This window comes from Geitlerinema sp. PCC 7407 (assembly GCF_000317045.1).
Classification (GTDB): Bacteria; Cyanobacteriota; Cyanobacteriia; order PCC-7407; family PCC-7407; genus PCC-7407.
In genome coordinates, this window is record NC_019703.1 from 4,186,916 (window position 1) to 4,209,803 (window position 22,888).

Here is a 22,888-nt window from a genome sequence, read left to right on the forward strand (position 1 = left end):
CAACGCACTGAGGAGTAATAGGTGTCCATGTCAGCCAACGAATTCGACACCGACAATCTCACGGCTGCCGCGCCGGAGGATGACATCTTCGCCGATCCGCGCCCAGCCCCCGAAGAAGACACGGGCCTAGACCCCGATCTGCTGGCCGCCGTCGAGATTCAGACCGAGCCTGCCGAGGGCCGACAGCGCCGCCTGAGCGCCAAGCTGTTTGTGCCCTACTCCCCTGAGCAGCTCTGGCAAATCTTGACCGCCTACGAGTCCCTGGCGGACTTTATTCCCAACCTCGCTTCGAGTCGACTGGTGCCCCATCCCGAGGGCGGCATTCGCCTCGAGCAGGTGGGCACCCAGCGCCTGATGCGCCTCAACTTTTCGGCGCGGGTGGTGCTCGACATGACGGAGGAGTACCCCCACGCGATCCGGTTCAACCTGGTGGAAGGGGACTTCAAAGGATTTTCGGGGGCGTGGCTGCTCGATCCCCACACCGGCCCCGATCAGCAAGCAGGCACCCTGCTGGGCTACAAGCTGCTGGTGTGGCCCAAGCGCACCATGCCCATTGCGATCATTGAGCCGCGAATTCGCCGAGATCTGGCGATTAATCTGGTGTCGATCTATCAGCAGGCCCAAAAGGTCTTTCAGGGCTAGGGACAGGCGATCGCGCTGATGCGCACCGGCTGAACTGGACCCATTCGCAAGCAAAAGCGCCCGCTAGGATTGAAATCTCAGCGGGCGCTTTTGATTTGAGAGGTGTTCAACTATCAAGGCGACGGGCGATCGCCTCTAGAGTCGCTAGAGCTGTTTCACCTCAGAAATGAGCTGGTCCACGACGTCCTTGGCCCCACCAAACATCATCATGGTGTGGTCTTTGTAGAAGAGCTCATTGTCGACTCCGGCAAAACCGGTGCTCATGCCGCGCTTGATCACGATGGTGTGACGGGCGCGATCGACTTCGAGAATCGGCATGCCGTAGATCGGGCTGGCGGTGTCGTGGCGCGCCGCTGGGTTCACCACGTCGTTCGCGCCGATCACCAGCGCCACATCCACCCGATCAAAGTCAGGGTTGATGTCGTCCATGTCGTAGAGCTGGTTGTAGGGCACATTGGCCTCCGCCAGCAAGACGTTCATGTGACCCGGCATCCGGCCCGCCACCGGGTGAATGGCGTACTTCACCTCGACGCCGAGGCGCTCTAGCTGAGAAGCCAGCTCTCGCACCGAGTGCTGAGCCTGGGCAACGGCCATGCCGTATCCCGGAATGATCGCCACCGAGCGAGCATAGCCCAGCATCATCGCGCCTTCCTCGGCGCCCAGAGAATGGACCGTTTTGTCGACGGCGGCCGCGCTGCCGGTACCGCTCGCAGCCGCAGCGCCACCGCCACCCCCAAAGGCCCCAAAGAGCACATTGGTAATGGGGCGATTCATGGCTTTGCACATGATCTGGGTCAGGATGATGCCCGACGCGCCGACCAGAGCACCAGCGATGATCAGCATATTGTTGCTGAGGACGAAGCCCGCAGCGCTGGCGGCCAGACCCGAGAAGGAGTTGAGCAGGGAGATCACCACGGGCATGTCCGCACCGCCAATGGGCAGCACAAACAGCACGCCGAGGGCCGAGGCAATGGCAACAATGCCCAAGAAGGCCTGCGGGCTCTCGGGGTGGACCAGCAGGTAGCCGCTGCCCACAAAGAAGCTAATCAGCAAAAAGAGGTTGAAGGGCTGCTGGAGGGGGAAGGTAATGGGAGAGCCGCGCATAATCCCCTGGAGCTTGGCGAAGGCGATCATGCTGCCGGTGAGGGTGATGCCGCCAATCAGGACGCCGAGAATCATGGTGATGGTGGCGTCGAGGGGAACAGCGCCCGGAGTGATCAGCAGTCGCCAAAATTCAGCGATCGCCACCAGAGCCGAGGCCGCGCCCCCAAAGCCATTGAGCAGGCCCACCATTTGGGGCATGGCGGTCATTTCCACCTTGTAGGCCGCGATCGCGCCAATCACCGATCCCAGGGCGATCGCCACCAAAATCATGCCGTAGTTGAGCACACCGCGCTCCAGGAGCGTGGCAACAATGGCCACCAGCATCCCCACCGACGCGATCACATTGCCTTGGCGGGCCGTTGCCGGAGATCCCAACTGCTTGAGGCCGACAATAAACAGCGATGCCGCCACCAAGTAGCTCATCTGAATCCCGGTTGGGAGAAACTCGCTCATGCCTTTGCCTCTTTCTTCTTAAACATTTGCAGCATGCGATCGGTCACCAGGAAGCCCCCCACCACGTTGACCGTGGCCAGGACCACCGCAATCAAACCCAGGATCACCGAGAGATTCCAGGTATCGGGACCGGCCACCAACATGGCACCGATCACCGCGATCCCTGAGATGGCGTTGGCGCCCGACATCAGGGGCGTGTGCAGGGTGGGCGGCACCTTGTTGATCACCTCAAAGCCCACAAAGGAGGCCAGCACAAACACAAACAAACCCGCTAGCAGCGTCTCAGTCATGACTTAATAGCTCCTTTCCATCATTTGGGGCGTCAATTGGGCGATCGCCTCCTTGACCCGCGAATTGCGCACCTCCCCTTGGTGGGTCAGGCAGGCGCTATCGACAATGTCGTCCTCAAAGTTGAGGTTGAGCGCGCCGTCCTTCAGCAGGTGGAGCAGCAGGGTCGAAATATTCTTGGCGTACATCTGGCTAGAGTGAATCGCCATGGAGGCCGGGAGATTGGTCGGACCAATGATGGTCACCCCGTGGCGCACCACCTCCTGACCGGGCTCGCTGTAGGCGCAGTTACCGCCCTGGTCCGCCGCTAGGTCCACCACCACCGAGCCCGCCTGCATCTGGGCCACCATGTCCTCGGTGACCAGCAGCGGCGCCTGGCGACCGGGCACCTGGGCCGTGGTGATCACCACGTCGGACTGGCGAACGTGCTCAGCGATCACCTCGCGCGATCGCTCCTTGGAGGCCTCCGAGATTTCCTTGGCGTAGCCGCCCGCCGCCACCGTATCCTCCGGCAGCGTCACCTCGACAAACCGAGCGCCCAAGCTCTGGACCTCTTCTTTGACCGCCGGGCGAATGTCGAAGGCCTCCACCACAGCGCCTAGACGGCGAACCGTGGCGATCGCCTGCAAACCGGCAACTCCTGCCCCGATCACAAACACCTTGGCAGGCCGGATCGTTCCCGCCGCCGTGGTCAGCATCGGGAAAAACTTGGGGAGGGCCGCCGCCGCGATCAGCGCCGCCTTGTAGCCCGCGACGCCCGCCTGGGACGACAGCGCGTCCATGCTCTGGGCGCGGCTCGTGCGGGGAATCAGCTCCATGCTAAAAGCCGTCACCTGGCGCTCTGCCAAGCGCTGGGTCAGCAGCGGATTTGCCAAGGGGCTGAGAAAGCCGATCAGGGTCGCACCAGACCGCAGCGCATCCGCCTCGGACGCGCCACCGTCCCAGATGCGGGGCGGATTGACCTTCAAAACCACATCGGCTTCTCGCCACAGCGCCTGGGTATCGTGGATGATGGTCGCGCCCACCGCCTCATAAGCCGCGTCCGAAAAGCAAGCCAAGTCCCCGGCTCCCGCTTCGATCCACACTTCTAGGCCTTGCTTGACCAAGCGGCCTGCGATGTCTGGCACCAAGGCCACGCGCCGCTCGCCAGCTTCGATCTCTTTCGCAACGGCTATTCTCATGAATGCTCCTTCGTGATGAGGGATGACAGTAAACTCGCAAATTCGGGGCGATCGCCCCTTGGCCCGCAGACTCCCCAAACCACCCGCTGGGGGACTGACGGCAGTAGTGAAGCGACTGAGGGTCTAACCGGCCTCTGGAAACTTGTGTTGAGGTGAGGGCCGGATGCCTAGGCCAAACCTATCAGAGAATTTTGCTGAGAAGTCATCAGCAGGCCCGACACTCAAACCCAGAATTTAGCACAGGTAATTGGGGAAAATAGCTCCGCAAAATTTCGGTAAAACCTGAGACTATGCTTGCATCCTAGAGGGAGCGAAGTATTCAGTCGCGGTTTTTTAACGTGTCTTATAAATCTCAGGCAATGTTGACAGATTTTCTGAGGAATTACTTTAGATTTTTATAAGATTTGCTAAACGCATGGACCTGCTGACATTCAAGCCGCAAAGCCCCCTATAGAAGGCTTTTTCACGCTTCAATCTTGGACTCAAGAGCCTGATTGAGCAATTCTCTGGCCAAAATTCTCGATCTATCCGGCACATCTCAAGGGCTGATTTAAAGAACCTTAAGGAATTCAAAAATTTTTTGAATCATTTGAAATACTTTTGTTGACTTTAATGCTTTGAATTAGCGCCAACAAAATTACTCATCGGGCATTCTTTCAGCATCATCTGACAGCAATTCTTTGCGCGCAGTTGATCCAGTTTTGGGATCACGAATAAACGAGGAAAAACTGAGGAAATCTATCAAAATTCTGATTTTGTTGCTGGAGCGTCCGGCGATCGCTCAGGGACGGACAGCATCGACGGGGGCGATCGCCGGGGTATCGCGGAGGGCCTGAATGGTGGCGATCGCCGCCTCGGCCACCTGATCGATCTCGGCTTCGGTGTTGAAGCGGCCAATCCCAAACCGGATCGACGCAAAGGCCAGCTCGGGCGATCGCCCCAAGGCTCGGAGGACATGGGAGGGCTCGATCTTGGCGGAGGTGCAGGCCGAGCCCGAGGACACCGCCACCGTCGACTGGAGCCCCAGCAGCAGGGCCTGGCCGTCGACGTCCGCCACGCTGAGGTTGAGGTTGCCGGGCAGGCGCTGGGTGGGGTGGCCGTTGAGCCAGAGGCCGGGCAGGGTCTCCAGGCGCTGCCACAGGCGCTGCCGCAGGGCTGTGATGCGCTGGGCCTCGGCGCTCAGGTCGGCCACGCCCAGGGCGATCGCCTCCGCCAAGCCCACGATCTGGGGCGTGGGCAGGGTGCCCGATCGCCGGCCCCGCTCGTGGCCGCCGCCGTGGAGCTGGGGGGCCAGGGTCACTCGCGGATCGCGCCGCCGCACGTAGAGCGCGCCGATTCCCTTGGGGCCGTAGGCTTTGTGGGCAGTTAGAGACATCAGGTCAAGGTGGAGGGCCTGCACGTCGAAGGGGATTTTGGCGATCGCCTGGGCCGCGTCCGTATGAAAGAGCACCCCGCGATCGCGGCACAGCGCCCCGATCTCGGCCAGAGGCTGGAGGACGCCGATTTCGTTGTTGGCCGCCATCACCGACACCAAAACCGTGTCAGGCCGCAGCGATCGCGCCAGGTCTGCCAGGTCGATCAGCCCGTCGGGCTGCACCGACAAAAACGTGACTTCGAAGCCCAGCGTCGCCAGATAGCGGCAGGGATCGAGCACGGCGCTGTGCTCTGTCTGGACCGTCACGATGTGACGCCCCTTGGCAAAATAGGCCTCGGCGACGCCCTTGATGGCCAGGTTGTTCGCCTCGGTCGCGCCGCTGGTGAAGACGATTTCCTCGGGCTGGGCGTTGATGGCGCGGGCGATCGCCTCCCGCGATCGCTGGACCGCTGCCTCCGCCTCCCATCCATAGACGTGGGTCACGCTGGCCGGATTGCCGAAGTGCTCCAGGAAAAAGGGGCGCATCGCCTCGAAGACGCGTGGGTCCAGGGGCGTGGTGGCGTGGCAGTCCAGATAGATGGGGCGATGCATGGCAGAGGCGCAACCGGAAGACTTGTTTCTATTGTGCCCCGGGCCTTTGGGGAGCGGTCTGGAGGGCCGGGGGCGATCGCCCGGATCTAACTCGGGTCAGTGGCGATCGCCCATTTTGGAGCGCTAGGCTGGGAAAAAGGCCACGATGGCCTTTAGACTGCTTTTATTTCGGCGACGCTTCATGACGCTCCATCCTTCTGACTCCAACACCCCCACCAGCTCTAATTCTCAAGATCCAGAAGCCATCGACCCCAAAGCGTCGGGGGATGACTTCGATGACTATAACGATCCCACCTGCCAGTGGACGCCTTACCCCACCGATGAGGACTGCGGGGACGGCTTGAGCTGCCCGCCATGCAGCTAGCGGCCATTGCCCTGGGCAGCAACCTGGGCGAGTCCCAGCAAATTTTAGAAGCGGCTCTCGCAAGTCTCGACGCGATGCCCAACATCCAGGTCACCGCGCGATCGCCCTGGTACCGCACAGCCCCCGTCGGCCCGCCTCAGCCCGACTACCTCAACGGCTGCGCCCTCCTAGCAACCACCCTCGAACCGGAGGCCCTGCTCGACGTCCTGCTGGCCACCGAAGCCCAGTTTGGCCGAGTGCGCACGACTCGCTGGGGGGCGCGCACCCTCGATCTAGATTTGCTGCTGATGGGCGATCGCATTCTGGATACGCCGCGGCTCCAGCTGCCCCACCCCCGCCTCACCGAGCGGGCCTTTGTGCTGGTCCCCCTAGCGGCGATCGCCCCGGACTGGGTCGAGCCGCGCTCTGGACGGGCGATCGCGGATTGGGTGCAAGCGGTAGACTGTTCAGGTGTGCAGCAACTGTGAACCCCTAAACCCCGCTATGGCAGGCCAAGAACCCCCCCAGGTCCTTCAAAAAAAACTGTTCTACCAAGGCCGAAAATTTAGCTACGAAGTCAACCGGCTGCGCCTGCCCAACGGGGCCGAAGGCGAGTGGGAATGCGTGCGTCACCCCGGCGGTGCCCTAGCGGTCCCGGTCACCCCCGAAGGTCAGCTGGTCTTGGTGCGTCAGTACCGCTTTGCTGTCGAGCAGCGCATCCTGGAGTTCCCGGCGGGCACGGTCGAGGTCGGCGAAGACCCCGGCCTGACGATCCGGCGAGAAATCGAGGAAGAAACCGGCTACAAGGCCCATCAGTGGCGCAAGCTGGGCGAATTCATCCTGGCACCGGGCTACTCCGACGAGATTATTTACGCCTTTTTGGCCCAGGACTTGGAAAAGCTGGACGCGCCGCCCCACCAAGACGAGGACGAAGACATTGAGACCGTCCTGATGTCGCCTGCGGAGTTCGAGCAGGCCATCCTAGCGGGCGAGCCCATTGACGCCAAGTCCATTGCTAGCTTCACGCTGGCGCGGCCGTTCCTGATCTAGCTCCTCAGGGGGGCGATCGCCTCTTCCGTCCCGGGCCCCAGCCTGCCTCAGCACCCTGCATTCTTTTCGACAATTAGGGCAAATTTTTCTCCCTGCCTCGACCCCGACTCCTTTCTAACCGTTGCTGTCCCCATTCCCATGACCGATCTGATTTTGTTCTGGCACCGGCGCGACCTGCGGCTGAGTGACAACGTCGCCCTGGCCGCCGCCCGCGAGCACACCTCCAAAGTGGTGGGCGTCTTTTGCCTCGACCCCAGCATCCTAGAGCGCGACGACGTCGCCCCGGCCCGCGTCACCTACATGGTGGGCTGTCTGGCGGCACTTCAGGAAGCCTATGCTCGGACGGGCAGCGAGCTGCTAATCCTGAAAGGCAACCCAGTCCAGGCAATCCCAGCCCTGGCGGCTGCCCTCAGCGCCCAGGCCGTCTTCTGGAACTGGGATGTGGAGCCCTACGCCCAGGCGCGCGACGAGCAAGTGCGCCACGCCCTCAAGGAGCGGGGCATCGGCCTGCACACGAGCTGGGATCAGCTGCTCCACGCGCCGGGGGAGATCCGCACCAATGCCGGAGACCCCTACACGGTCTACACGCCCTTTTGGAAAAACTGGCAAAAGCAGCCCAAAGCAGCCCCGCTGCCGACTCTGAGCGATGTCCAGGGCCTGAGCGACTCCGAGCGCGAAGCAGCCACCGCAGCGGGGGCGATCGCCCTTCCGAGCGCCCAGGATCTGGGGTTTGGCTGGGACGGCGACCTGGTGCTGGCCCCCGGCGAAGCGGCAGCGCGCGATCGCCTCGAAGCCTTTTGTGAGAGCAGCACGCGGGAAGGCCTCTGGGTCTACGACGATCAGCGAGACTTCCCCGCCGAACCCGGAACGTCTCAACTCAGCGCCGCCCTCAAGTTTGGCGCGATCGGCATCCGGACCGTCTGGGCGGCCGCCGACGCAGCCCTCAGCCGCAGCCGCAGCGAAGAGAGCACAAACAACATTCGCACCTGGCAGCAGGAGCTAGCTTGGCGCGAGTTTTATCAGCACGCGATGTACTTCTTTCCGCGGCTGGCAGAGGGGCCTTATCGGCGCGAGTGGCAGGACTTTCCCTGGGAAAACCGCGAGGACCGGTTTCAGGCCTGGTGCGAAGGGCGAACCGGCTACCCAATCGTGGACGCGGCCATGCGCCAGCTCAATGAGATCGGCTGGATGCACAATCGCTGCCGAATGATCGTGGCGAGCTTTTTGGTAAAGGACCTGATCATTGACTGGCGCTGGGGCGAGAAGTATTTCATGCAAAAGCTGGTGGACGGCGATCTGTCGGCCAACAATGGCGGCTGGCAGTGGAGCGCCTCCAGCGGGATGGACCCCAAACCCCTGCGCATTTTCAACCCGGCCAGCCAGGCCCAGAAGTATGACCCCGATGCGGTCTACATTCGCCAGTGGCTGCCCGAGCTCAAGAGCCTGGATGCGGCGGATCTGGTCTCTGGCAAGATTTTGCCTTTGGTGCGCGATCGCTGCGGCTATCCGGCTCCCATCGTGGACCACAAGGTCCAGCAGCAGAAATTCAAGGACCTCTATAAGCAGCAAAAGGCCCAAGGATAGCGGAGTGGAGGGCGATCGCCCCCGCCAAGCAGCAGAATCTTCACGAGAAGTTCATGAAGATTCATGAGGATTTTATTCCTCTCTCATTTATGCCCCTGTAGAAACCCTTAGACGCTGCGCCGCCGGCAACTCCTGACCGCGCGATCGCAGCCTCTAGTTTGACTCCCATACCGCAGCAGTTCCGTTAATTCAGGACGCATCATTGCCAGCGGTTTTCGGCAGGTGAGAGCCCTGCACGCCATAGGAGTGCTACACCCTTGACCGCAAGGGGGCGGGGAGGCCGCCTTGGGCAGCACCTCAATCCATTTTTTTGCTGACGTTGGGTCTTTTGACCGACTCCCAACCTTGACCTATCTGCTGAGGGCATGGGGGAATCCTGCTTCTATTTCTTAGAGAGGTTTTCCATGCACCGACTGACTTTGAGCGCTTTGGGCCTAGCGGCTACGGCAACTTTTGTGACGGGCATGAGCGCGGGCGGGGCGATCGCCGCTTCGCTGAGCGTCAATGGCACCGACGCGATTTTCCTAGCGGGGCGTGATGACGTGACGATTCCGGCCTTGGGCAGCTCGGATCCGTCCTTTCCCCTCCTGCGCCACGGCTACGTCAATGCGGACTTTTTGCCCGAGACCTTTCCTCAGTGGCTGACGGCGATCGCGGGCCAAACCTTTGCCTTTGCGGTGACCGGCGGCGTGGACTACTACAACGCCCCCTCGGCCAGCTTCTTTGGTCCCGACGGCAACGGCACCAGCGGCACCAACCTGAACAGCCTGGGCGGCATCAGCGGCTTCTTGGGTCCCCAGGGTCCCCTGGTCGGCCTGTTCTTGAATGACGACAATCCCCAAGCGGGCGCAGCACCCGCCCGCCTGGACTTCACGCCCGGGGGCCTGGGCACCAACTTCAGCAGCCTCGCCCCCGAGCTCGGTCAGGTCTTCTTCATCGGGGACGGGCAGACTGTCGACGGCCTGCGCCAAAAGTTCATCGCACCGACGGGCGCAACGCGCCTGTTCTTGGGCGTGGCTGACGGCTTCGGCTTTGGCGGACCGCCCGGCGCCTACGATGACAACAATGGGGCCTTCGCGGTCGAAACGGTGCCCGAACCGGGGGCGATCGCGGGCTTGCTGGCCCTAAGTGGCCTCTGGGTCAGTCGGCGACGCCGCCGCTCTGCCGCTTAGATCCCGGCAGCAAAGTCCCTTGAGAAAACTTAAAAAGCGATCGCCCGCCCCCGGCCTCACGCCAAAGACGGGCGATCGCCCTTTTCAAGATGTTAGAAACTGGGCCTCACCCGCCCATCCCCGGAATCAGGCTGCCGCTCAGGCGCTTGATCGCGCGTCCTGCAATGTCGGAGTAGCGCATCTCGCCGCACAGGATCTTGCCCATGCGCTCCGGCGCCGACGGCCGCTTGACGCCGATCTTGTAGCCGATCTTGGGAATGCGGTAAAACACCCCCGCCAAGCGCTGAGCCCAGGCCATATCCGAGCCCCACTCTTCGTGGATCGTCTTGGTGTAGTTCTCTAGGGCATTGAGATCCCCGGCCAGGGCCTGATGAATCGCCGCTGCTGCCTTCACGCCGCTGAAAATCGCTGGGCGCACGCCCTCCGCGATAAACGGATCCACCATCGAAGCTGCCTCTCCCGCCACGACCGCATGCTGGGTGTGGAGGATCTGGTTGCCATCCCAAATGCACAATGGGTAAAAATACTGCTGGCTGCCCGAATGGGTAATGCCAAAGTGCGCGCCGTAGTCAGTCATTGCCCCGGCAGGATCACGCAGATCGCCGCCCAGAAACGTGCTCAGACCGATGGAATAGCCGTTGGCCTTGGGGAAATTGAAGATACAGCCGTTTTTGATCAGGCCAAACTCGAAGTGCACCGCCGCATCCTCGCTGGGCGTCGGCGAGGTCGCCTCCATGGCCGCCGCCTGCCGCTGCTTGCGGTCTTTGAAGCCGAGCCACTTGGCCATGGGGCCGCGCGCACCGTCCGCAGCTACGATGTAGCGGGCCTCAATCGGGCCTTGGGCCGTGTTGATCTGCCAGTGGTCTCCCACAAACTGAATGCCGGTGACCTCGGTTTGGTCGCGCAGTTCCGCCCCTTGGCGCTGGGCCTGCTGCACCAGGAAGTGGTCAAAGACGTCCCGCTGAACCATCCACATGGGTTCAGGAGTTTTTAGAACGACATCAACGGGGTCTTCGAGCTTCCAGGTAAAGCGGACGTTGCTAATTTTGCGAGAAATGACAGGGGAAAAGTCGAAGTCAAACCATTGGGCGATCGCAGGCGAAATCCCGCCGCCGCACGGCTTATAGCGCGGCAAAGCGTCTTTTTCCACGATGACAACCGAGCGACCTGCTTTAGCGAGGTGATACGCGGCTGCACCACCTGCGGGGCCAGCACCGACAACAACGCAATCAAACATAGGATGCAGAATTTCACTCCTGAACACGCTCTAGCAATTAGTGTAGCCTCCGTATCTCAGCTCACTTTTTTTAAGCTTTCGTGAACCCAGAACCTGCACATTTTTTCTTGAGAGATACGGAGGCTTAGGCTGTCCTAGGAGAATCACTTCTCAGGGTTTTCTAGGAATCGCGCCTTGAGTAACATGAATTTCTCAGCAGTTTGAGGCTTTTTTTCCTAGAAAGATCCGTAATAGTACAGCCTTCTTTCGAACAAGAATTACTCAACTTTGAGCGAGAACACAAAAACCTTGTTCATCTTAGCCTCGAATATTTGGTTAGTTGCACGGAGTGCAAGGCTTTCACTGAGCCTTTAGCATGATTCATGAAAGCTTCACAAAGTAAGCCAAGAATTGTTTTCACCGGAATAGCAAGTTGGTTTAGCACTTAGGGGTCAGGGCAATGGTCTGGGAAGTTTGTGTCCGCTACGCCAATGGAACCGAGAAGGTTGTCCGCACTTACAATCGCCGAGAGACCGCGCTCAAGTGTATCGATGCGATCTATTCGCGCCAAGGCTATCCCCTTCACTTGGCCTACGTTGTGCGATCGCGTTCTTTGGCCGGCGTGGGCGCTCTGCAACCTGCCTAGTTCTACACAGCGCTGGCCCCGCTAACCGCATTATTTTTGAAACTCTCTTCAAGCAAAAGGGGTGGCGATCGCCACCCCTTTTATTTGATCTGGGCCTAGTGCACTCGCCTAGACCGTCATGATGTCCTTCTCTTTCTCAGCCAAAATTTCTTCAATGCGGGTCGAGTACTTGTCCGTCAGCTTCTGGACTTGATCTTGCAGGTCGCGCGCTTCGTCTTCGGAGACCTCGCTGCTCTTTTCTTGCTTGCGGATGGCGTCGATGGCGTCTCGCCGGATGTTGCGGACCGAGACCTTGCCCTCTTCCGCCATTTTGGCGACCATTTTGACCAGCTCTTTGCGGCGATCGGTGGTCAGCGGGGGGATATTCAGCCGGATCACCGAACCGTCGTTGTTGGGAGTCAGGCCGATGTCTGACAGAGAGATGGCCTTCTCGATCACATTCAAGCTGCCCTTGTCGTAGGGCTGAATGGTGATGGTGGTCGCGTCTGGCGTGTTGATGTTGGCCAGGGACTTGAGCGGCGTTTCCGTACCGTAGTACTCGACCGTCACGCGATCGAGCAGGGATACATTGGCGCGGCCGGTGCGGACGGTGTTGAACGCGCGTTGCGTTGACTCCACCGCCTTTTGCATATGAACTTCGACTTCAGCTAACTTCACAGAAACCTCCCACAATGGTTCCAATTGATTCTCCCATCACGGCACGACGAATGTTGCCGGAAACGGAGAGGTCAAAGACGACGATGGGGATGTCGTTGTCTTTGCAAAGGGCGATCGCGGTGCTGTCCATCACGCGCAGGTCATGGGCCAACACGTGGCTGTAGGTCAGACTCTTAAAGCGCTTGGCGTCTGGGTTTTGGTGGGGGTCTGAGTCGTAGATGCCGTCGACTTTGGTGGCCTTGAAGATCACGTTGGCGTCGATTTCAGCAGCCCGGAGGGCGGCGGTGGTGTCGGTTGTGAAGAAAGGATTGCCCGACCCTGCACCAAAGATGACCACGCGGCCTTTTTCGAGATGACGAATCGCCCGACGACGAATGTAGGGCTCGGCGACTTCTTGCATGGCGATCGCCGTCTGCACCCGCGTGGGCACGCCGATTTGCTCCAGCGAGTCTTGGAGCGTCATGGCGTTCATGACCGTGGCGATCATGCCAATGTAGTCAGCGGTAGCCCGATCCATCCCGGCAGCAGCGCCCTTGACGCCCCGGAAAATGTTTCCGCCGCCCACAACGATCGCCACCTGGACCCCCGCTGCCGCAACTTCTGCTACTTCCTGGGCAATGGATTGGACGATGCTGGGGTCAATGCCGTAGGACAATTCCCCCATCAGCGCTTCACCGCTTAGCTTTAGCAGGACCCGACGGTATGTTATCCCCATTCAATGTGTCTTGATTTGACTGTAATGACTTCCAACCTACGATAGCAGCCAAACTGCTCCCTTGGGATAGCTCTCAGGCGCGCCACTTGACCGGTTCACCCTTGGCCTCGGTTTGCTCGGGCGAGATGGCCGATCTAGCCAGCAGTTGGGCGATCGCCTGCTGGAAATAGGGCGTCTGGACCTGGTCGGGCTGGGTTGGGCTGTCGTCGATCGCCCCCCGGTAGCGCAAGATGCCTTCGTGATCGAGCAAAAAGGCCACCGGCGTGTAGACCACGCCAAAGGAGCGGGCCACGTCCTGGGTGACGTCCCGCAGGTAGGGAAAATTCAGCGCGCGATCGCGGGCAAACACCTTCATCTGCTCGAAGCTGTCTTCGGGCGACTGGCTGGCATCATTGGCGTTGATCCCGATCAGGGTAAAGGACTGGTCCTGAAACTGCTCCTGGATCGCCCGCAGTCTCGGCAGATAGGCCTGCGCCCAAGAACAGTGGTTGCCCAGGAAAACAACCCCCACTGCCTGAAACCGTTCTAGGTAGCGGGCCAGGTGGTGTACGGTCTCATCAACACCCGGCAGCTCAAAATCAGGGGCATAGCTACCGATGGGAGTACCAGTCTTATCCATACGTTCTGTTCACCAGACTCGCAAAACACTTACATCATGTAATGATGCTACAGACAAACGCTACAGGAATCGCCTTTACCATAAACTCCTAAGTTGGGATAATAATTCCGGATTTATCAATTTCTTCACGGTTTTTCAATAAACAGACTGAAAGGATTAAGAGCAAACAAACTAAGCAAAAGACATTCCAGTCCTCAGCAACATCTAGGCATATTGCTGTATTCAGCAAGGCAAGTTCATAAGATTTAACCATTCCCTGTAGAAACAGGAAAGCACTTTACTTCCATAACGCAATGCTTTTTTCATCCGCAGAGTTTATTTTATTTTTCCTGCCGACAGTTATCATTGCAATCTCTATCGTACAAGTATTTTCCAAATCTTTCATCCTTCCTTTTCTTCTATTTTTTTCTTTTATTTTTTACAGCTTTGGTGGCGCGCAATATTTGCCACTTTTAGCACTTTCGATACTAGTCAACTATTTAATTGGAAATCTTCTAATCAAGAATCGTCAAAGACTGATCTTAATTGGTGGAATAGTTTTTAATTTAGGACTTCTTGCGTATTACAAATATGGAAATTTTCTTTTGGACATTTTTTCGGGAGTCACCAATCTATCAGTAGATTTCCCAGACACTAAATTGCCTTTAGCAATCTCTTTTTTTACTTTTCAGCAAATCGCTTACATTGTTGACTCATACAATCAAAAGAGTACAAGATGTAACTTTCTTGAATATTCTTTGTTTGTTACCTTTTTTCCACAATTGATTGCGGGTCCCATTGTTAAAGAGCAAGAGATTCTTGAAAATATTCAAGACAAGAAAATTCAGGTAACAATTGACAACATAACACTAGGAGTTAGCCTGTTTACTCTAGGCCTCTTTAAGAAGGTCGTCTTTGCTGATGGATATGCTGCCATAGCAGATCCGATATTTCAACAATTTTCTCAGTCAAATCCAGATTTGAGCACTAACTTCCTTCTGTTGGGGATGTTTGCTTACACTTTACAGATTTATTTTGATTTTTCTGGGTATACAGATATGGCCATTGGCTTAGGTCATATATTTGGCTTTTCTTTACCTATAAACTTTAATTCTCCCTATAAGTCCTCCTCTATTATCGACTTTTGGAGGAGGTGGCACATTACGCTTTCCAACTTCCTAAGAGACTATATCTACTTTCCGTTGGGAGGAAGTAGAAAAGGAATTAGTCGAAAATATATCAATCTTTTGATCGTGATGCTTCTAGGAGGACTATGGCATGGAGCGGGCTTTAATTTTATTATTTGGGGAGGCATTCATGGAGTATTACTGGTTATCAATCACAGCTATAACAACCAAGTAAAAGAGTATCTCTCATCCAAGCTTAATCAGACAATAAGTTGGATAGGTCCAGCCATAACCTTTATCGCTGTATCGTTAGCTTGGATACCCTTCCGTCTTCCAGGCCTACAGTTTATCGACTACTACAATGCACTCTTTTCAAAGTTAAATTTCGACATTGTTTATTCCAATCAGTATCTTTTTGTGATCTTGGGGATCTTAATTTGTTGGATAGCCCCTAACAGTTCCAGAATTTTTGGCTTAGATGGATCTAATTCTCTATGGAAGCCAAAAATTCGATTTGCGCTTTTGACAGCTTTCATTTACGGGATTGCACTTATTTTTGTTTTAGAAGGGGAGCCTTATGAATTTATATACTTTGAGTTCTAGATTCTTATCAAGAATTCAATTTATAGATCTGAAACCATCTAAAGGCATTATTTATCTAATGCTCTTTTCAACAGTCACAGCAATTAATTTATATTTTCTAGAATTTGCCTCTCGAAAAATGACAGATTCTGGGAATTATTACTGTAAGTTAGTTAGCAAAAACAATCCAGGATCTTGCTCTAGTCAAGCTTACATACGTAGGGTGCTAGATTTAGACAAAAACATTCAAAATATTGTAATTGGTGATTCTCAGGTAGGCGGACAAGCAAAAATCGAAGATTTTGCGTCTTTAGGTATTGGCGGCATTAGTTTTTATGAGCAAGAAAGGGTTATTCAATTCGTGTTTAGGTACCGAAAACCCGACGAAGTTATCTTAGGGGTAGGCCCTCAACTTTTAGCAAAAGATAGACAAACAAGCGATTTTGTGCGCTTGCCAAAAAATTCTTTTTCTCGTCAGATTTTGCCTTGGCCTTTTTATGTTTTAGAGCCCGGACTAACACCTGGCATGCCGCTCTTTTTAAAGGATGCTGTTACCCATACCTCAATCTCTGAAACTGTTCAAAGCAGCAGTTTCAGAGATTGGATGAAACAAATGAATGCAGAACACTGGGGTGATATCCCACCAGAAATTCGTCTGGAACGAACCTTAGCTAGGGTCAAAGAACAAACTCCCGTACCCTTATCTCATCAGTCGATTGGAGCCCAACGTCTAGAAAAGACTTTAATTTTCTTGAAACAAAAAGGCGCCAATGTTTGTTTAGTTCGCCCTCCCGTAACAGAAGAGTATCTCGCCTATGAAGCAGAGATTAGTCCGGAACGTTTTCGAGAATCCGAAGAGGTCTATAAAGAACTTGCTCAAAAACATCACATTCCATACGTTGATTTTAGGGACTTAGACTTTAGACAGTCGTTGTCCCATTTTGCTAATCAAGACCATCTCAATGCTCAAGGGCATCGCTTTTTTTGGCCAAAAGCTCATCAAGCATGTTTTGGTTAAAAATTTAATTATCCAGTTAAAAACTCAATTCAAAGAACACTGGATTGAAAGTAAAAATCCCTATTTGAGAGCAGTCTTACCTCTTATATGAGGCCCGATTTGAAACACTCAAGCATCACCCAAGACCTCGTACTCGTCGGCGGGGGGCACAGTCATGCCCTCGTGCTGCGCCAGTGGGCGATGGACCCGGTGCCCGGGGTGCGGCTGACGGTGATCAATCAGACACCCCAAACGCCCTATTCGGGAATGCTGCCGGGGTATGTGGCGGGCCTCTATAGCTATGATGAGTGCCACATTGACTTGCGGCGGCTGTGCCAGTTTGCTGGGGTGCAGTTTTGGGTGGATGAGGTGGTGGGGCTGGATCTGGCGCAGCAGCGGGTGCTGTGCGCGCAGCATCCCCCGGTGGCCTTTGACTGGCTGTCGCTGGATATCGGCAGTACGCCGACGGTGACGGCGGTGCCGGGAGCGGCCAAGTATGCGATCGCCGCCAAGCCAATTCCGGCGCTGATCGCGGGCTGGGACGCGCTGCGGAGCCAAGTTGCCGCTGCGCCTGAGCAAGACCGGCACATCGTGGTGGTGGGAGGCGGCGCGGGCGGCGTGGAGCTGACCTTGGCGATTCACCGGCAGCTGACGGCGATCTATTGTCAGGCGGGGCAGCCAGCCGATCGCCTGACCCTACACCTGATCCATCGGGGCGCGGCGCTCTTGCCCGGAGAGAATGCCTGGGTGACGCGCCAGTTGACCCGGATCCTGGGCGATCGCGGGGTGCAGATTCATTTGCAGGAGCAGGTGACGGCGGTGGAGCCCGATCGCGTGTGCTGCGCCTCGGGGCTGGAGGTGCCCAGCGATCGCACCTTTTGGGTGACCCAGGCGTCGGCTGCGCCCTGGATTCGGGCCGCAGGCCTCGCCACCGATGAGCGGGGCTTTTTGGCGGTGAATGACGGCCTCCAGTCGATCTCTCACCCGCGAGTGTTTGGGGCGGGGGATATCGCCACGATGGTGAACCACCCGCGCCCCAAGGCGGGAGTGTTTGCGGTGCGCCAGGGCAAGCCCCTCGCCGACAATCTGCGGCGATCGCTCCGAAGAGAGCCCCTGAAGCCCTACCGACCCCAGAAACAATTTCTCAAGCTGATCGGCACGGGAGACGAGCAGGCGATCGCGGTGCGCGGTCCCCTGGGCGTCGGGCCTTGGCCCCTGCTGTGGCGCTGGAAAGACGCCATCGATCGCCGGTTCATGGAGCGCTTTAACGAGCTGCCGGTGATGGAGGTGACATCCGCAGAAAACTCCGAGGCGCTGAGCCCCATGCGCTGCGCAGGCTGCGGGTCCAAGGTGGGCAGCTCGGTCCTGGAGCGGGTGCTGGCGCGGATTCGGGCGGAGCATCCCCCAGGGGGCGATCGCCTGGATATCCTGATCGGGCTGGACGCGCCGGACGATGCGGCGGTGGTCGCGGTCCCCAGCGATCGCCTGATGGTCCACACCCTGGACTATTTCCGGGCCCTGGTCGCCGACCCCTTCCAGTTTGGCCAGATCGCCACCCAGCACTGCCTCAGCGACCTCTACGCTATGGGCGCCGAGCCCCAGAGCGTCTTGGCCATGGTCACCGTCCCCTACGGCACCGAAGCCAAGATCGAAGAAACCCTCTATCAGCTGCTCTCGGGCGCTCTCCAGGCCCTGGGATCTGTGCCGCTGGTGGGCGGCCACACCACCGAAGGGCCGGAGCTGGTCTTCGGGCTGGCCTGCAATGGGCTGGTGGCGGGCGATCGCCTGCTGCGCAAAGGCGGCCTGGCTCCCGGGGACGCCCTGATCTTGACCAAGGCCCTGGGTACGGGCACCCTTTTTGCCGCCGACATGCGCTACCAGGCCAAGGGAGAATGGATCGAAGCAGCCCTGGCCTCCATGCGCCAGTCCAACCAGGCAGCGGCCCAGTGCCTCCAGGCAGCAGGGGCGATCGCCTGCACTGACATTACGGGGTTCGGTTTGCTGGGGCACCTGGTGGAAATGGTGCGGGCCTCGGCGGTGGACGTGACCCTCGATCTGGCCGCCCTGCCCTGGCTGCCGGGGGCCGCCGAGACCCTGGCCCAGGGCCTTTTCAGCTCCCTCCACCCCGAAAATCTGCGATCGCGCCACTGGATCGCCAATCTGGCCGAGGCCGTGGGCCATCCCCGCTACCCGATTCTCTTTGACCCCCAGACCTCCGGCGGCCTCCTGGCAGGGGTTCCGGGCGATCGCGCTGCGGACTGCGTGGCCCAGCTCCAGGCCCTGGGCTACCGAGACAGCGCCCTCATCGGCCACGTCACCCCGCGCACCGATGCCGAAGCCCCCATCCACCTCGTTCTAGATTAGAAGCAGGGACCGCCCGCTCATTTTTGCTATTGTCCATGCCGCAAATTCTTGATTTTGACGCTTTTCTGCACGCTCCGGGACCAATTCTGGATGCCCGCAGCCCCGGCGAATACGGCCAGGGCCACATTCCCGGCGCCCTCAGTTTTCCGCTCTTTGACAACGAGGAGCGCGCCCAGGTGGGGACCTGCTACAAACAGGTAGGCCGCGACGCCGCTGTGGAGCTGGGCCTAGAGTTGGTCGGCCCGAAGATGGCGCAGTTTGTGCGGCGGGCCAAGGAGCTCGCTCCCGAGAAACAGGTGCGGCTGCACTGCTGGCGCGGGGGAATGCGCAGCGGCAGCTTGGCGTGGCTGCTGGAGACAGCGGGCTTCCAGGTGACGCTGCTGGAGGGCGGCTACAAGCGGTTTCGGCAGTGGGTGCGGGAGACGCTGAGCCGGCCGCGACCCATCGTCATCGTGGGGGGCATGACCGGCACGGGCAAAACCGATGTGCTGCGGGCGATCGCGGGCCTGGGGGCTCAAATGCTGGATCTCGAAGGGCTGGCCCACCATCGCGGCAGCAGCTACGGCAGTCTGGGTCTGCCGCCCCAGCCCACCACCGAGCACTACGAAAATCTGCTGGCCCTGGAATGGTTCGCCTTTGACCCCCAGCGGCCCGTGTGGATCGAGGCGGAGAGCCGACAGGTGGGGCGCTGCCGCATTCCGGCGGAGCTATTTGCTCAGATGGACCAGGCCTCGGTGCTGCAAATCGAGCGATCGCGCCCTGAGCGCATCGAGCTACTGCTCAAGGACTACGGCCAGGCCGATCGCACCGAGCTGATCGAGGCCACCGAGCGCATCCGCAAAAAGCTGGGGGGCGAAAAAACCCGCGAAGCTGTGGAGGCGATCGCCCAGGGAGACCTCGCGCCCGCCATTGCCCTGGTGCTGGACTATTACGACAAGACCTATCAGTATGATTTGCAGCGTCGCACTGTGGCGCGCCATTCTGTTGATGTCTCTGGCCTCGATGCCCTCGCCGCTGCCCAGCGCCTGATGGCCGAGGCTGCCCGCCGCTTTCCCCATGCCGACCCCACCGTCCAATCTGCTGCTGAAACTGAGCCGTCGCCTGTTTGAGGATTCGGCGGACCAGGACGCCTTTGTGCAGGCCCTCAGCGAGCCACAGCCCTTTCACCCCTGCATCTTGTGGGGGCGCGATCGCCCGGATCCCGCGCCCTTTGAGCCGGTGCCGCCCTTGCCTTGGCAGCCCGCCTGGATCGATCGGCTGCCCCACGGCAGCCAGCCCGGACGCCACCCCCTACATCAGGCGGGCTATTTTTACTGCCTGGATTTTTCGTCGGTGTTTGAGGCGTCGGTGCTGCTGGGCATCCCGGGGCCGGTGGAGCGGGTGCTGGATCTGTGCGCGGCCCCCGGCGGCAAGAGCCTGTTTGCGGCCCGCGCCCTCGACCCCCAGCTGCTGCTGAGCAACGAGGTGATCGGCAAGCGCACGGGCATGCTGGTGAGCAACCTCAAGCGCTGCTGGGTAAGCGATCCGGGCGATCGCCGCCGCGTGGTCCTCAGCCTCGACACCCAGGTGCTGGCGGCCCGCCTGCCCCAAACCATGGACGTGGCGATCGTGGACGCGCCGTGCAGCGGCCAGTCCCTGCTCGCCAAAGGAGAAACGGCTCCCGGCTGCTTTCACCCCGTCAACATCAACAAGAACGCCAATCGCCAAAAGCGCATCCTGGCCAACGCCGCGCAAACCGTCGCGCCCGGCGGATACCTGGCCTACATGACCTGCGCCTTTTCGCCGGAGGAAAACGAGCGGGTGGCCGAGTGGCTGAGGGACCGCTTTCCTCAGTTTCAGGCCCAGAGCGTCGACCATCTGGCCGCCTACCAGTCCCGGCTCAGCGACCTGCCCTGCTACCGGATGTTTCCCCAGGGAGGCCTAGGGGCGGGGGGCTTTGCGGTGCTGTTTCGCAACACCGACACCGGCGATCGCGCGTCGATCCCGGCGGAGTTTCTGGCCCACCCCGCCCTTAAGTGGATTCACGCGGCCCAATCTCCAGCTCCAGGTAGCCCGTCTGCGGATCCATCTCCCGCCTAAAGCAGTACTGGGGCAGCAGGGCGATCACGATTTCGGCGGTTGTGTAAATCTGGCAGCCGGGCTGCAGATGACCGCCAAAGGTGCGGCCCTGACCATCGGCGATCGCGCAGTGCAGGTGCAGGCCGTGGCGCGACAGCGTGCCCGACAGCGAGAGAATCTCAAACGGCCCCGTCAGCAGCGTGGTCTCCGACTGGCCGGCCCAGCGCAGCGCCGCCTGCCCCAGGCTGCCCACCGCCGTCACGATGCACGCGGCCTCCCAGCCCTGGGCCAGAGCCAGATCCGCCAGAGCCCCTCGCAAGTCATCGCCGGGGTGCAGCCGCAGCGCTAAGGTATCCATCAGGTCCGCCGCAGCTCCTGGGCCGTGATGCCCGTGGCGGTGTCGTTGGCGTACTTCTCGTAGGCGGCAATGTGATACTCGGCGGGCTGCTGGGTAGCCTGCATCGAGGGGCGGGCCTGCATCGCCTGCCACCACTGGTGCAGCCGCGTGTACTCCGCCGGAATTTTTATGCCCCGGTAGTGGCTCAGGGCAGACCAGCGCTCGAACCACGGCGCGTAGGTGAGGTCGACCAGGCTTACGCGATCGCCCAGCCAAAACGGCCCTTCCGAGGTTTTTCGCAGACCCTCGTACTCCAAAAAGCGCAGGTGCGCCGACAGCTGCGTCGCCCACTCTCGCTGGCGATCGCCCTCTTGGGCCATGAGCAGCTTGTAAAAAGCCGGAATGAACTGGTTATTGGCAAAGTCAATCCAGATGCGGGCGATCGCCCGCTGGACCGGCGTCGGGGGCATCAGGGGCGGATCGGGAAACACTTCCTCCAGGTACTCGTTGATGATGGAGGACTCCCACACGCGATCGTCGCCCACCTTGACCACCGGCACCTTGAGGTAGGGCGACACCGACTGAAACCAGTCCGGCTTGTGGTTGAGGTCAATTTCGATCACCTCAAAGTCCACCCCCTTTTCCAGCAGCGTCAGGCGCGATCGCTGGGCAAAGGGACACACCTGAGCGCTGTAAATCTCGACCTTAGCCATGGTGCCCCTCCCGTTTGTGATGGCCCACCGACTCCGGACACAAAATCGCCGCGTGGTGGCGCAGATGGTCCTCGATGAAGGTGGAAATGAAATAGTAGCCGTGGTCGTAGCCCGCCTGCATGCGCAGCGTGAAATGCTGCCCCGCCTGGGTACAGGCCTCCGCAAACACCTCCGGCATCAGCTGGGTTTCTAGAAACGAATCCGCCGTGCCCTGGTCAATCAAAATCGAGGTCGGGACGGGAGACACGCGCACCAGCTCGCTGGCGTCATAGGCCTTCCAGGTCTCTGGGTTGTCGCCGAGGTAGCGGCTAAAAGCTTTTTGGCCCCAGGGACAGCGCATGGGCGCGCTGATGGGGGCAAAGGCCGACACCGACTGGTAGCGATCGCCATTGCGCAGGGCGCACACCAGCGCCCCGTGACCGCCCATGGAGTGGCCAAAAATCCCCGCGCGATCGCTCACCGGAAAGTGGCGAGCCACAAGCTGGGGCAGCTCCTCCACCACGTAGCTGTACATGCGGTAATGGTCGGACCAGGGCGACTCCGTCGCATCGACGTAGAAGCCTGCCCCCGTGCCAAAGTCCCAGTCGTCGTCTTCTCCCGGAATACCCGCATCCCGAGGGCTCGTGTCAGGGGCCACCAGCATCAGGCCGTAGTGCGCCGCCCAGCGCTGGGCCCCCGCCTTGGTGATGAAATTTTCCTCCGTACAGGTCAGCCCCGACAAAAAGTAGAGCACCGGCACCGGCCCGTGCTGCGCCTGGGGCGGCACATAGACCGCGAAGCGCATATCCCCAGCGCAGGCCTCGGAGCGGTGGCGATACAGGCCCACCTGACCGCCAAAACAAAGATGCTCTTGTAGGCATTGCAGCGAAGTTGTCATAGTTTCACCTGAAGCTCAACTGCCTTACCTCTGATTATTGATTGTAGTGACAGAATCCTAGGGGCAGATTTTTGGAGATCGAGGCCCCAGTGCGATCGCCCTCCGGCTCAAACTCTGGCAAACTTGCAACCAGCAGATCTGGCCAATTGCGCGACTTTGAAACCCTTTTGGGTACCCGTCGGCCCCCTGATTTAGGGGTTTTCTGGGTTTTCGCTCGC

At 59.1% G+C, this 22,888-nt stretch carries 24 protein-coding genes; 13 read left to right on the forward strand and 11 right to left on the reverse strand.

Annotated elements, in window-relative coordinates:
- Positions 1-27 precede the first annotated feature (27 nt).
- Positions 28-642, forward strand: a complete 615-nt coding sequence (locus GEI7407_RS17070) for an SRPBCC family protein (RefSeq protein ID WP_015173458.1) — start codon at positions 28-30, stop codon at positions 640-642.
- Between the two features lie 144 nt (positions 643-786).
- Here the strand turns inward: GEI7407_RS17070 and GEI7407_RS17075 are convergent, their stop codons facing one another.
- The 4 genes from GEI7407_RS17075 to GEI7407_RS17090 all read right to left on the reverse strand — a co-directional run bounded on the left by GEI7407_RS17075 (position 787) and on the right by GEI7407_RS17090 (position 5,634).
- Positions 787-2,199 (reverse strand): NAD(P)(+) transhydrogenase (Re/Si-specific) subunit beta, encoded by a 1,413-nt coding sequence (locus tag GEI7407_RS17075; RefSeq protein WP_015173459.1) that lies wholly within the window; start codon positions 2,197-2,199, stop codon positions 787-789.
- Entirely contained in the window at positions 2,196-2,489 is a 294-nt protein-coding gene (locus GEI7407_RS17080; protein WP_015173460.1) for an NAD(P) transhydrogenase subunit alpha, read from the reverse strand. Before GEI7407_RS17080 ends, GEI7407_RS17075 begins: the two co-directional genes overlap by 4 nt.
- 3 nt (positions 2,490-2,492) lie before the next feature.
- Complete coding sequence (locus tag GEI7407_RS17085) at positions 2,493-3,668, reverse strand: Re/Si-specific NAD(P)(+) transhydrogenase subunit alpha (protein WP_015173461.1); 1,176 nt, start codon at positions 3,666-3,668, stop codon at positions 2,493-2,495.
- A 781-nt stretch (positions 3,669-4,449) separates the two neighbouring features.
- Positions 4,450-5,634 (reverse strand): cysteine desulfurase family protein, encoded by a 1,185-nt coding sequence (locus tag GEI7407_RS17090; protein WP_015173462.1) that lies wholly within the window; start codon positions 5,632-5,634, stop codon positions 4,450-4,452.
- Between GEI7407_RS17090 and GEI7407_RS21835 the strand changes: the two genes are divergently transcribed.
- From GEI7407_RS21835 to GEI7407_RS17110, 6 genes are all read left to right on the forward strand, one after another.
- Positions 5,633-5,761 carry a hypothetical protein gene (locus tag GEI7407_RS21835; protein ID WP_255347588.1) on the forward strand — a complete coding sequence of 43 codons (129 nt, stop codon included), beginning with the start codon at positions 5,633-5,635 and terminating at the stop codon, positions 5,759-5,761. The genes GEI7407_RS17090 and GEI7407_RS21835 overlap by 2 nt on opposite strands.
- 18 nt (positions 5,762-5,779) lie before the next feature.
- The gene (locus GEI7407_RS21175) at positions 5,780-5,998 is read left to right on the forward strand and encodes a hypothetical protein (RefSeq protein ID WP_015173463.1); all 219 of its coding nucleotides are present in this window, start codon (positions 5,780-5,782) and stop codon (positions 5,996-5,998) included.
- Positions 5,989-6,465 carry a 2-amino-4-hydroxy-6-hydroxymethyldihydropteridine diphosphokinase gene (gene folK / locus GEI7407_RS17095; RefSeq protein WP_015173464.1) on the forward strand — a complete coding sequence of 159 codons (477 nt, stop codon included), beginning with the start codon at positions 5,989-5,991 and terminating at the stop codon, positions 6,463-6,465. Before GEI7407_RS21175 ends, folK begins: the two co-directional genes overlap by 10 nt.
- 16 nt (positions 6,466-6,481) lie before the next feature.
- Positions 6,482-7,027, forward strand: a complete 546-nt coding sequence (locus tag GEI7407_RS17100) for an NUDIX hydrolase (protein ID WP_015173465.1) — start codon at positions 6,482-6,484, stop codon at positions 7,025-7,027.
- 138 nt (positions 7,028-7,165) lie between these two features.
- Positions 7,166-8,611: an FAD-binding domain-containing protein gene (locus GEI7407_RS17105; protein WP_015173466.1), complete on the forward strand. Its 1,446-nt coding sequence runs from the start codon at positions 7,166-7,168 to the stop codon at positions 8,609-8,611.
- A 404-nt stretch (positions 8,612-9,015) separates the two neighbouring features.
- Positions 9,016-9,783 (forward strand): PEP-CTERM sorting domain-containing protein, encoded by a 768-nt coding sequence (locus GEI7407_RS17110; RefSeq protein WP_015173467.1) that lies wholly within the window; start codon positions 9,016-9,018, stop codon positions 9,781-9,783.
- 106 nt (positions 9,784-9,889) lie between these two features.
- On the opposite strand, the gene GEI7407_RS17115 is transcribed toward GEI7407_RS17110, so the two are convergent.
- The gene (locus GEI7407_RS17115) at positions 9,890-11,020 is read right to left on the reverse strand and encodes a geranylgeranyl reductase family protein (protein ID WP_015173468.1); all 1,131 of its coding nucleotides are present in this window, start codon (positions 11,018-11,020) and stop codon (positions 9,890-9,892) included.
- A gap of 439 nt (positions 11,021-11,459) precedes the next feature.
- On the opposite strand from GEI7407_RS17115, the gene GEI7407_RS17120 reads away from it, so the two are divergent.
- Positions 11,460-11,645, forward strand: coding sequence for a hypothetical protein (locus GEI7407_RS17120; RefSeq protein ID WP_015173469.1), 186 nt, complete (start codon positions 11,460-11,462; stop codon positions 11,643-11,645).
- 108 nt (positions 11,646-11,753) lie between these two features.
- Here GEI7407_RS17120 and frr read toward each other — a convergent pair whose 3' ends face one another.
- The 3 genes from frr to GEI7407_RS17135 all read right to left on the reverse strand — a co-directional run bounded on the left by frr (position 11,754) and on the right by GEI7407_RS17135 (position 13,636).
- The gene (gene frr / locus GEI7407_RS17125; protein ID WP_015173470.1) at positions 11,754-12,302 is read right to left on the reverse strand and encodes a ribosome recycling factor; all 549 of its coding nucleotides are present in this window, start codon (positions 12,300-12,302) and stop codon (positions 11,754-11,756) included.
- Positions 12,289-13,017, reverse strand: a complete 729-nt coding sequence (gene pyrH / locus GEI7407_RS17130; RefSeq protein WP_015173471.1) for a UMP kinase — start codon at positions 13,015-13,017, stop codon at positions 12,289-12,291. The genes frr and pyrH overlap by 14 nt, the downstream gene beginning before the upstream one ends.
- A gap of 73 nt (positions 13,018-13,090) precedes the next feature.
- Entirely contained in the window at positions 13,091-13,636 is a 546-nt protein-coding gene (locus GEI7407_RS17135; RefSeq protein WP_015173472.1) for a thioredoxin family protein, read from the reverse strand.
- Positions 13,637-13,929: 293 nt separating this feature from the next.
- Here GEI7407_RS17135 and GEI7407_RS17140 point away from each other — a divergent pair, with 293 nt between their 5' ends.
- From GEI7407_RS17140 to GEI7407_RS17155, 5 genes are all read left to right on the forward strand, one after another.
- The gene (locus GEI7407_RS17140; protein ID WP_015173473.1) at positions 13,930-15,345 is read left to right on the forward strand and encodes an MBOAT family protein; all 1,416 of its coding nucleotides are present in this window, start codon (positions 13,930-13,932) and stop codon (positions 15,343-15,345) included.
- Positions 15,320-16,342: an SGNH/GDSL hydrolase family protein gene (locus tag GEI7407_RS21180; protein ID WP_015173474.1), complete on the forward strand. Its 1,023-nt coding sequence runs from the start codon at positions 15,320-15,322 to the stop codon at positions 16,340-16,342. The genes GEI7407_RS17140 and GEI7407_RS21180 overlap by 26 nt, the downstream gene beginning before the upstream one ends.
- Before the next feature lie 87 nt (positions 16,343-16,429).
- Positions 16,430-18,685 carry a selenide, water dikinase SelD gene (gene selD, locus GEI7407_RS17145; RefSeq protein WP_015173475.1) on the forward strand — a complete coding sequence of 752 codons (2,256 nt, stop codon included), beginning with the start codon at positions 16,430-16,432 and terminating at the stop codon, positions 18,683-18,685.
- Positions 18,686-18,720: 35 nt separating this feature from the next.
- A complete protein-coding gene (gene mnmH / locus GEI7407_RS17150) occupies positions 18,721-19,794 on the forward strand; it encodes a tRNA 2-selenouridine(34) synthase MnmH (RefSeq protein WP_015173476.1) in 1,074 nt (357 codons plus the stop codon).
- A complete protein-coding gene (locus GEI7407_RS17155) occupies positions 19,742-20,764 on the forward strand; it encodes an RsmB/NOP family class I SAM-dependent RNA methyltransferase (RefSeq protein ID WP_015173477.1) in 1,023 nt (340 codons plus the stop codon). Before mnmH ends, GEI7407_RS17155 begins: the two co-directional genes overlap by 53 nt.
- Here the strand turns inward: GEI7407_RS17155 and GEI7407_RS17160 are convergent.
- Genes GEI7407_RS17160 through fghA form a run of 3 tightly spaced genes read right to left on the reverse strand, consistent with a single transcriptional unit; the run spans position 20,697 to position 22,670 of the window.
- Positions 20,697-21,101 (reverse strand): PPC domain-containing DNA-binding protein, encoded by a 405-nt coding sequence (locus tag GEI7407_RS17160; protein WP_015173478.1) that lies wholly within the window; start codon positions 21,099-21,101, stop codon positions 20,697-20,699. The genes GEI7407_RS17155 and GEI7407_RS17160 overlap by 68 nt on opposite strands.
- Positions 21,101-21,793, reverse strand: a complete 693-nt coding sequence (locus GEI7407_RS17165) for a glutathione S-transferase family protein (protein ID WP_015173479.1) — start codon at positions 21,791-21,793, stop codon at positions 21,101-21,103. Before GEI7407_RS17165 ends, GEI7407_RS17160 begins: the two co-directional genes overlap by 1 nt.
- Complete coding sequence (gene fghA / locus GEI7407_RS17170) at positions 21,786-22,670, reverse strand: S-formylglutathione hydrolase (RefSeq protein WP_015173480.1); 885 nt, start codon at positions 22,668-22,670, stop codon at positions 21,786-21,788. The genes GEI7407_RS17165 and fghA overlap by 8 nt, the downstream gene beginning before the upstream one ends.
- Positions 22,671-22,888: the final 218 nt, after the last annotated feature.

Excerpts from the sequence above, each read along its gene's own strand:
- GEI7407_RS17070 (WP_015173458.1), top strand. The coding sequence starts at position 28 with ATGTCAGCCAACGAATTCGACACCGACAATCTCACGGCTGCCGCGCCG.
- GEI7407_RS17075 (WP_015173459.1), bottom strand. The coding sequence starts at position 2,199 with ATGAGCGAGTTTCTCCCAACCGGGATTCAGATGAGCTACTTGGTGGCG.
- GEI7407_RS17080 (WP_015173460.1), bottom strand. The coding sequence starts at position 2,489 with ATGACTGAGACGCTGCTAGCGGGTTTGTTTGTGTTTGTGCTGGCCTCC.
- GEI7407_RS17085 (WP_015173461.1), bottom strand. The coding sequence starts at position 3,668 with ATGAGAATAGCCGTTGCGAAAGAGATCGAAGCTGGCGAGCGGCGCGTG.
- GEI7407_RS21835 (WP_255347588.1), top strand. The coding sequence starts at position 5,633 with ATGGCAGAGGCGCAACCGGAAGACTTGTTTCTATTGTGCCCCGGGCCT.
- GEI7407_RS17090 (WP_015173462.1), bottom strand. The coding sequence starts at position 5,634 with ATGCATCGCCCCATCTATCTGGACTGCCACGCCACCACGCCCCTGGAC.
- GEI7407_RS21175 (WP_015173463.1), top strand. The coding sequence starts at position 5,780 with ATGGCCTTTAGACTGCTTTTATTTCGGCGACGCTTCATGACGCTCCAT.
- folK (WP_015173464.1), top strand. The coding sequence starts at position 5,989 with ATGCAGCTAGCGGCCATTGCCCTGGGCAGCAACCTGGGCGAGTCCCAG.
- GEI7407_RS17100 (WP_015173465.1), top strand. The coding sequence starts at position 6,482 with ATGGCAGGCCAAGAACCCCCCCAGGTCCTTCAAAAAAAACTGTTCTAC.
- GEI7407_RS17105 (WP_015173466.1), top strand. The coding sequence starts at position 7,166 with ATGACCGATCTGATTTTGTTCTGGCACCGGCGCGACCTGCGGCTGAGT.
- GEI7407_RS17110 (WP_015173467.1), top strand. The coding sequence starts at position 9,016 with ATGCACCGACTGACTTTGAGCGCTTTGGGCCTAGCGGCTACGGCAACT.
- GEI7407_RS17115 (WP_015173468.1), bottom strand. The coding sequence starts at position 11,020 with ATGTTTGATTGCGTTGTTGTCGGTGCTGGCCCCGCAGGTGGTGCAGCC.
- GEI7407_RS17120 (WP_015173469.1), top strand. The coding sequence starts at position 11,460 with ATGGTCTGGGAAGTTTGTGTCCGCTACGCCAATGGAACCGAGAAGGTT.
- pyrH (WP_015173471.1), bottom strand. The coding sequence starts at position 13,017 with ATGGGGATAACATACCGTCGGGTCCTGCTAAAGCTAAGCGGTGAAGCG.
- GEI7407_RS17135 (WP_015173472.1), bottom strand. The coding sequence starts at position 13,636 with ATGGATAAGACTGGTACTCCCATCGGTAGCTATGCCCCTGATTTTGAG.
- GEI7407_RS17140 (WP_015173473.1), top strand. The coding sequence starts at position 13,930 with ATGCTTTTTTCATCCGCAGAGTTTATTTTATTTTTCCTGCCGACAGTT.
- GEI7407_RS21180 (WP_015173474.1), top strand. The coding sequence starts at position 15,320 with ATGAATTTATATACTTTGAGTTCTAGATTCTTATCAAGAATTCAATTT.
- selD (WP_015173475.1), top strand. The coding sequence starts at position 16,430 with ATGAGGCCCGATTTGAAACACTCAAGCATCACCCAAGACCTCGTACTC.
- mnmH (WP_015173476.1), top strand. The coding sequence starts at position 18,721 with ATGCCGCAAATTCTTGATTTTGACGCTTTTCTGCACGCTCCGGGACCA.
- GEI7407_RS17155 (WP_015173477.1), top strand. The coding sequence starts at position 19,742 with ATGCCGACCCCACCGTCCAATCTGCTGCTGAAACTGAGCCGTCGCCTG.
- GEI7407_RS17160 (WP_015173478.1), bottom strand. The coding sequence starts at position 21,101 with ATGGATACCTTAGCGCTGCGGCTGCACCCCGGCGATGACTTGCGAGGG.
- GEI7407_RS17165 (WP_015173479.1), bottom strand. The coding sequence starts at position 21,793 with ATGGCTAAGGTCGAGATTTACAGCGCTCAGGTGTGTCCCTTTGCCCAG.
- fghA (WP_015173480.1), bottom strand. The coding sequence starts at position 22,670 with ATGACAACTTCGCTGCAATGCCTACAAGAGCATCTTTGTTTTGGCGGT.